Raw genomic sequence first — 6,811 nt, forward strand, 5'->3', positions numbered from 1 at the left:
GGGACGGGGCGGGGGTGTCCGCCCGCAGCGGATGGCGTGTCAACTCGGGCGCCCTTGAAGGCAACCTATTTCGCGCCAGACCGAGGACGGATACCCCCGGCCCGGCCCCGCCCCCACGACAACGGACGCAGAACGACAACCCGCACCCTGCAACCGGACCGCACCCCCACCAACCCAGGGGCGCGAGGCGGTGACATTTGCGGCTCCGCCGCGGGGCGCGACCAGCCCCACACAACCCGCACCCGCACCCGCACCCGCACCCCAACCCCTCAGGCCAGCAACCCCGACGACCTCCAAAGCCGCCGCCCAGCCCCCCGCAACACCCCGATGTCATCCAGAAAGTCGGTCAACCGCTTCGCCCCCGTCTGCATGACCTCCCGCCGATGCCCACTCGCCTTCACCTGAGCCATCGCCTCCCGCCGGTCAAGCCCCACGTTCTCGTACACATCGGGATTGACGAACGCGACAGAGAACACCCGAGCGAACTCCCCGGACGTAACCCGCGTGAACTCCTGCGACCACCGAGGCGCGGTAACCATCTGCCGACGGAGTTCCTCCCGCGCGTACCGCACATGCCGCGCCTCCTCCACCACATGGATCCGCGTGACACCCCGGACCAACGTCTGCACCCGCTCGTCCGGAAACGTCAGCCGCTGCATCCAGTCGAGCACCTCCTCACCCAGCAACGTCGCCGTGAACGACCCCGGCGTGGTCGACACCGTCTTGAAGAACCGCCCGAGGTTCTGATGGGCCCGGCTCACCGGATACCAGGGCGTCCCACCGGACGCGATCAGCCGCGCGAACATCTTCGAGTGCCGGCACTCGTCCTCGATCTCGGTCAGCGCATAGCGCACATGCGCACTGGTCGCAGCCTTGTCGTAGATGTGCCGCACCAGCAGCTGCATCAGGATGATCTCGAACCAGATCCCCAGCGAGGCCAGCGCGGCGGCCTCGTGCCGCGACAGCAGAATCCGCTGCTCCTCACTCATCCGCTTCCACAGCGGGGTGTCGTACAACGACACCAACTCCGGCGGCCAGAACCACTTCCCCTCCTCGAAGGGCGCGTCCCAGTCCAACTCCTTGTCCGGGTCGAACGAGTGCTTCGCGGAGGAGTCGAGCAGCCGCTCGGCCACCTGCTCCCGGTCCTTGAGCAGACCGAGCGCATCGCGCAGCACCTCGGCCTCCGTAACGGTCGTCATGGCTGTGCCCACCTCGTCGTACGGGAAGAAACCTCAGGGTTACCGCCGGTCACTCCTTATGAGACTGCTTGTCAGCAAGCCCGTCAATCCCTCGCGCGCAACTTGTTGACCCGTCGTCTACTAAGTGTGAGTCTGCGAAACATGCCCACCTACGACCTGTACGCCAAGGACCCCGGAGCCCCCCTCTGGCAGGTGCCCGCAACCGGCGCGGCACGGTTCAGCTGGGAGTACGACGAAGGGCGCGAACGCTTGCTCGCCCTCTACCAGAAGGGCAAGGACAAGCAGTGGGACGGCCAGAAGCGGATCGACTGGGACCTGGAAGTGGACCCGTACGATCCGCTCGGCACCCCCGACGAGTCGATCTCGATCTACGGCACGCCCTACTGGGCGAGGATGAACGACCGCGACAAGGGTGAACTCCGCAAGCACTTCGCCTCATGGCAGTTCAGCCAGTTCCTGCACGGCGAGCAGGGAGCCATGGTCTGCGCGGCCCGTATCGTCGAATCGGTCCCGGACCTGGACGCCAAGCTCTACTCCGCGACCCAGACCATGGACGAGGCCCGGCACGCGGAGATCTACGCCCGCTTCCTCCACGAGAAGATCGGGATGCTCTACCCGGTCAACGACAACCTCCAGTCGCTGCTCGGGGACACCCTCCGCGACTCCCGCTGGGACATGCCCTACCTCGGCATGCAGGTGCTCATCGAGGGCCTGGCGCTGGCCGCGTTCGGCATGATCAGGGACACCACGGACAAGCCGCTGCCCAAGCAGATCCTCGCGTACGTCATGCAGGACGAGGCCCGCCACGTGGCCTTCGGCCGGATGGCGCTGCGCGACTACTACAAGCAGCTCACCGACGCCGAGCTCCGCGAACGCGAGGAGTTCGTCATCGAGGGCTGCTACCTGATGCGCGACAGGCTGCGCGGCGTGGAGGTCCTGGAGAACTTCGGCATCCCCAAGGCGGAGGCGGAGGAGTACAGCGAGCGGTCCGAATTCCTCGCGCTGTTCCGCCAGTTGCTGTTCTCCCGGATCGTCCCCTGCGTCAAGGACATCGGCCTGTGGGGCAAACGCCTCCAGCAGGCCTACGTCGACATGGGCGTCTTCGACATGGGCAACTCCAACCTCGACCTCCTCATGGCCCAGGACGAGGAACTGGCCGAACAACTGGACGCGGAACGATTTGCCGCGGAGGAAGAGGCACGAGTCGCGGAGGTGGAGCAGGCCATCAAGGCCGGCGCGAAGCCCTAGCCCGGGCGGTCAACACGCCTATGGCCCTAGACCGGGCACTCCACATCAGGCAGGACCCGGTCCGCCGGCCCAAAGGCAGGCGCAGCCTCCCCGGCCGGAAACGACGTCCGCAGCGTGAACGCGTACGCCGTGGCCCCGTGCGCCCGCAGATGCAGCAGCCGCTCCTCCGCCTCGGCGACCGTCGGCCGGTGCCCCGCCGGGACCCACCACAGGGTGGCCATCGCCTCCTGGATCCGCTCGAACCACTCCCGGCGCCGGGCGAGGAGCTCGCGGTGCTGCCCCTGGTACATGAAGGCGGTCAGGGCGTTGGTGTCCCGCCACACCGACATGTTGAGGATCAGCCACTCGTCGCCGAAGACGGCCACGTCCGTGGCGTTGCCGGAGTCGCTCTGCAGACGCCAGACGAAACCGTCGGAGGTGTCGGCGACCGCGTTCACCGGGTCGAGGGCGTCGACGAAGTCCTTCAACTGGGGGGAATCCAGAGGGGCCTTGAGTCGGGCGATATTGACCTGGGCGAGTTCGTACGCGGCTGTGGGCTGAGTCATGGACCGAACGGTAGGTCGGTGGAAGCGCGGGCGACACCCCCGTCTCACAAAGCGAGCCACCGAGGCTACAACGCACGCCAGTCAACGCCCGCCCTACAATGCACGCCCCACAACACACGACAGACAACACACGACACGCATCAATCCGCAAGCACCGCCTCCATCACAGCCCGTGCGATCGGTGCCGCGTCCCCGCCCCCGCTGATGTCCCCCCGGTCGGCCTCCGCGTCCTCGACGACGACCGCGACGGCCACGGCCGGCTCCATCGCGTCGTCGGCCTTCGCCCAGGAGATGAACCAGGCATACGGCGTACCGGAGTTGTGGACGCCGTGCTGGGCGGTGCCGGACTTGCCGCCGACCGTGGCGCCGGGGATGGCGGCGTTCTTGCCGGTGCCCCGCTCCACCACGTCCGTCATCAGCTCGCGCAGCTGTACGGCGGTGGCGGGGTTCATGGCCTGGCGGAGGGTGCGCTGCCCGGTGGCCGACACGGTGTCGCCGTCGTCCGTGGTCGTCCGCTCCACCAGATGGGGCGTACGCACCGAGCCGTTGTTGGCGACGGCCCCGGCGACCATCGCCATCTGCAGCGGCGTCGCCCGGGTGTTGTACTGGCCGATGGAGGAGAGCGCGAGCTGAGCCTGGTCCACCCGGGTGTCGAAGGTGCTGGGGGAGACCCGGAACGGGATCCTCAACTGGCGTTCGTTGAAGCCGAATCCGGCCGCCCCGGCCCGCATGCCGGCCACCCCCACGTCCACGCCCAGCTTGGCGAACACGGTGTTGCACGACCAGGTGAAGGCGTACCGCAGGGACGCGCCCGGGCAGCCCTCGACCTCGTTCGTCAGCCGGACCGAGCTGCCCGGCAGCCGGTACGGGTCGGGGGACTTCGTGGGTTCGTCGACGTCCTCCACCACGCCCGCGTCGAGGGCCGCCGCCGCGGTGACCACCTTGAAGGTCGAGCCGGGCGGATAGGTCTGCCGCACGGCCCGGTTGAGCATCGGCTTGTTGGCCGCCTGGTTCAGCCGTGTCCAGGCCCGGGCCACCGCCGAGTCCGTCCCGGAGAGCTCCTCGGGGTTGTAGGAGGGGGTGGAGACCAGCGCCAGGATCCGTCCCGTGGACGGTTCGAGCGCGGCCACCGCGCCCCGCCGTTCGCCGAGCCCCGCGAACGCCGCCTCCTGCGCGGCGGGGTCGAGGGTCGTGACGACGTGGCCGCCGGGGTTGCGGGCCCGGGTGAGGTCGTTCCACAGGGGGAGCGGCGACAGCAGGGGGTCGGTGCCCGCGAGGATGTCGTCCTCGGCGCCCTCCAGCAGATTCGTCCCGTACACCTGCGAGGCGAAGCCGGTGACGGGCGCGTACAACGGGCCGTTCCTGTACGTCCGTTCGTAGCGGAACTGCTCCCCGGAGTCCTTGGAGCCGGTGACCGGCTTGCCGCCTACGAGGATGTCGCCGCGCGGCTGGCCGTAACGGGCGATCGTGTGGCGGCGGTTGGCCGGGTTCTCGTCGTACGAGCGGGCCTGGACGAGCTGGATGCGGGTGGCGTTGACGAGGAGGGCGATCAGGAGCAGGGCGCAGAAGGCGGCGGCGTGCCGGATGTACCGGGTCATGGGGCGGCCGTTCCCGGTCATGGCGTGACCCCTCCTTTGACTCCCTCGATTCCCCCGGCTCTCTCGATTCCCCCAGCTTCCTCGGCCTGCGCCGTCCCGGACGGGCCGCGCGCCGAGTCGCTGAGGCGCATCAGCAGGGCCACGATGATCCAGTTGGTGACGACCGACGAACCGCCCTGCGCCAGGAAGGGCATCGCCATCCCGGTCAGCGGGATCAGCCCCGTCACGCCGCCCGCGATCACGAAGACCTGGAGGGCCACGATCGAGGCGAGTCCGACCGCGAGCAGCCGGCCGAAGGGGTCGCGCAGGGTGAGGCCCGCCCGGTAGCCGCGCTCGACCAGCAGCCCGTACAGCAGGAAGATCGCGGAGAGGCCGGCCAGGCCCAGTTCCTCGCCCGCCGTGGCCAGGATGAAGTCCGACTTGGCGGCGAAGCCGATGAGGACGGAGTGGCCGAGGCCTAGTCCCGTGCCCAGCATCCCGCCGGCGGCGAACGAGAAGAGCGACTGGGCGAGTTGGTTCGGACCCCGGCCCGCCTCGATCGAGGCGAACGGGTGCAGCCAGTCCTCGACCCTGCTGTGCACATGCGGTTCGAGCCAGCCGACGGCGACGGCCCCGCACGCCGCGAGCAGCAGGCCCACCGCGATCCAGCCGGTGCGGCCCGTGGCGACGTACAGCAGGATCACGAACAGGCCGAAGAAGAGCAGCGAGGTTCCGAGGTCCCGTTCCAGGACCAGCACTCCGACGCTCAGCAGCCAGATCGCGAGGATCGGGCCGAGGACGCGCCCGGTGGGCAGTTGGAGCCGCCAGACGCGACGGCCGGTGTACGCGAGGGCGTTGCGGTTCGCCGCGAGGTAGCCGGCGAAGAACACCGCGAGCAGGACCTTCGCGAACTCGCCTGGCTGGATGGAGAATCCGGCGACCCTGACCCAGATCCGGGCGCCGTTCACGGAGGGGAAGAAGATCGGCAGGACGAGCAGGACGAGTGCGCTCACGACGGACACGTACGTGTAGCGCTGGAGCACCCGGTGGTCGCGCAGCAGCACCACGACCGCGATGAACAGGCCCATGCCCAGCGTCGACCAGACGAGCTGTGCCGGGGCCGCCGGGTCGTCCGGGGTCTCCAGGTCGAGCCGGTAGATGAGCACCAGGCCCAGTCCGTTGAGCAGGACGCCGATCGGCAGGAGCAGCGGATCGGCGTACGGGGCCCTCAGACGCACCGCGAGATGCGCGAGGAGCGCGAGTACGCCGAGCCCGGCGCCGTAACCGACGGCGCCGGGCGGGACCGATCCGGTCCGGGCGACACCCACGTCGCAGTAGCCGTACACGGAGAGCAGGACGGCCAGGGCGATGAGGGTGAACTCGATGCCACGGCGCCGGGGGAGGGGGACGACGGGAGTCGGCGGGTCCGCCTGCGCTGTCGTTCCGGGCGAGAGCATGTCCGGAACGTAGCAAGCGAAACAGTCCATGTCCCGCTATGGAGGGTCAAACGGGCTTCTCGGGTGCACCTCGGTCGCCCCTTCAGGGGCGCCGGGCGGTCAGCACCAGCGGGGCGCCGGACCGATGTTGTCGATGAAGCGGGCCGTCGCCCAGGCCCAGGTGCCGTCCGCGAGGAGGTACCAGAGGTGGTTGCCCTGGACGTTCTCGCCGCTCGTCTTGCAGAAGATGGAGACCTTCTGGCCGTGGCCGACGAAGCCGACGATGGCGCTGCCGCGGGTCGGCCGGTCGCGGAGGTTCAGTCCGCCGGGCGCGGTGACGACACCCTTGAAGAGCTTTTGGTGGCGGCCGTTGTTCTGCTGGCCCCAGTCGTCGTTCGCGAGAGCGGGGCTCGCGGCTCCGACGACGAGGGCGCCGCCGGCGGCGGCTATGCCGATGCGGGTGAGAGCGGTACGCAGTGACATTGCTGGCTCCTCCAGAAATGGGGGCAGAGCTGACTAATCGCCACATTATGAGCGCCTCGCGCGACGCGCCTGTCACACTGAGCCATCAGAGACAAGCAACCGCTCAGCCAGAGCCCCGTCAGGGGCGCGAGGAACGGCGCGACCAGCCGCGATGCACCCGCGGTGGCCAACTCCATCCGCACCCCGGAGCTCTGTCGCCCCCGGCCCCCCGTCCCCCGGGGCTCAATGCAAGGTCAGAGTGGCGACAGCCCCACCCTCCACCGCGTTCGCGAACCCGAGCCGCGCCCCCAACACCCCCGCCTGCCCCAGCGCGATGGTCAGCC

General features: G+C 69.2%; 6 protein-coding genes. 1 reads left to right on the forward strand and 5 read right to left on the reverse strand.

Annotation, left to right across the window (positions count from 1 at the left end):
* Window positions 1-269 precede the first annotated feature (269 nt).
* Complete coding sequence (locus O3Q52_RS18200; protein WP_257678090.1) at window positions 270-1,199, reverse strand: diiron oxygenase; 930 nt, start codon at window positions 1,197-1,199, stop codon at window positions 270-272.
* A gap of 141 nt (window positions 1,200-1,340) precedes the next feature.
* Here O3Q52_RS18200 and O3Q52_RS18205 point away from each other — a divergent pair, with 141 nt between their 5' ends.
* The gene (locus O3Q52_RS18205; protein WP_269649835.1) at window positions 1,341-2,447 is read left to right on the forward strand and encodes a ferritin-like domain-containing protein; all 1,107 of its coding nucleotides are present in this window, start codon (window positions 1,341-1,343) and stop codon (window positions 2,445-2,447) included.
* A gap of 26 nt (window positions 2,448-2,473) precedes the next feature.
* On the opposite strand, the gene O3Q52_RS18210 is transcribed toward O3Q52_RS18205, so the two are convergent.
* The 4 genes from O3Q52_RS18210 to O3Q52_RS18225 all read right to left on the reverse strand — a co-directional run bounded on the left by O3Q52_RS18210 (window position 2,474) and on the right by O3Q52_RS18225 (window position 6,488).
* Complete coding sequence (locus tag O3Q52_RS18210) at window positions 2,474-2,992, reverse strand: DUF3291 domain-containing protein (protein ID WP_269649836.1); 519 nt, start codon at window positions 2,990-2,992, stop codon at window positions 2,474-2,476.
* Between the two features lie 140 nt (window positions 2,993-3,132).
* Complete coding sequence (locus O3Q52_RS18215; protein WP_269649841.1) at window positions 3,133-4,590, reverse strand: penicillin-binding protein 2; 1,458 nt, start codon at window positions 4,588-4,590, stop codon at window positions 3,133-3,135.
* A 17-nt stretch (window positions 4,591-4,607) separates the two neighbouring features.
* A complete protein-coding gene (locus tag O3Q52_RS18220; protein ID WP_269649837.1) occupies window positions 4,608-6,026 on the reverse strand; it encodes an FtsW/RodA/SpoVE family cell cycle protein in 1,419 nt (472 codons plus the stop codon).
* A gap of 99 nt (window positions 6,027-6,125) precedes the next feature.
* On the reverse strand, window positions 6,126-6,488 hold the full coding sequence (locus O3Q52_RS18225; RefSeq protein WP_269649838.1) for an SH3 domain-containing protein: 363 nt from the start codon (window positions 6,486-6,488) through the stop codon (window positions 6,126-6,128).
* Between the last annotated feature and the right edge of the window lie 323 nt (window positions 6,489-6,811).

The sequence above is a fragment of the Streptomyces sp. ActVer genome (genome assembly GCF_027270795.1).
GTDB lineage: Bacteria > Actinomycetota > Actinomycetes > Streptomycetales > Streptomycetaceae > Streptomyces > Streptomyces umbrinus_A.

Excerpts from the sequence above, each read along its gene's own strand:
- O3Q52_RS18210 (WP_269649836.1), bottom strand. The coding sequence starts at position 2,992 with ATGACTCAGCCCACAGCCGCGTACGAACTCGCCCAGGTCAATATCGCC.
- O3Q52_RS18220 (WP_269649837.1), bottom strand. The coding sequence starts at position 6,026 with ATGCTCTCGCCCGGAACGACAGCGCAGGCGGACCCGCCGACTCCCGTC.
- O3Q52_RS18200 (WP_257678090.1), bottom strand. The coding sequence starts at position 1,199 with ATGACGACCGTTACGGAGGCCGAGGTGCTGCGCGATGCGCTCGGTCTG.
- O3Q52_RS18215 (WP_269649841.1), bottom strand. The coding sequence starts at position 4,590 with ATGACCCGGTACATCCGGCACGCCGCCGCCTTCTGCGCCCTGCTCCTG.
- O3Q52_RS18205 (WP_269649835.1), top strand. The coding sequence starts at position 1,341 with ATGCCCACCTACGACCTGTACGCCAAGGACCCCGGAGCCCCCCTCTGG.
- O3Q52_RS18225 (WP_269649838.1), bottom strand. The coding sequence starts at position 6,488 with ATGTCACTGCGTACCGCTCTCACCCGCATCGGCATAGCCGCCGCCGGC.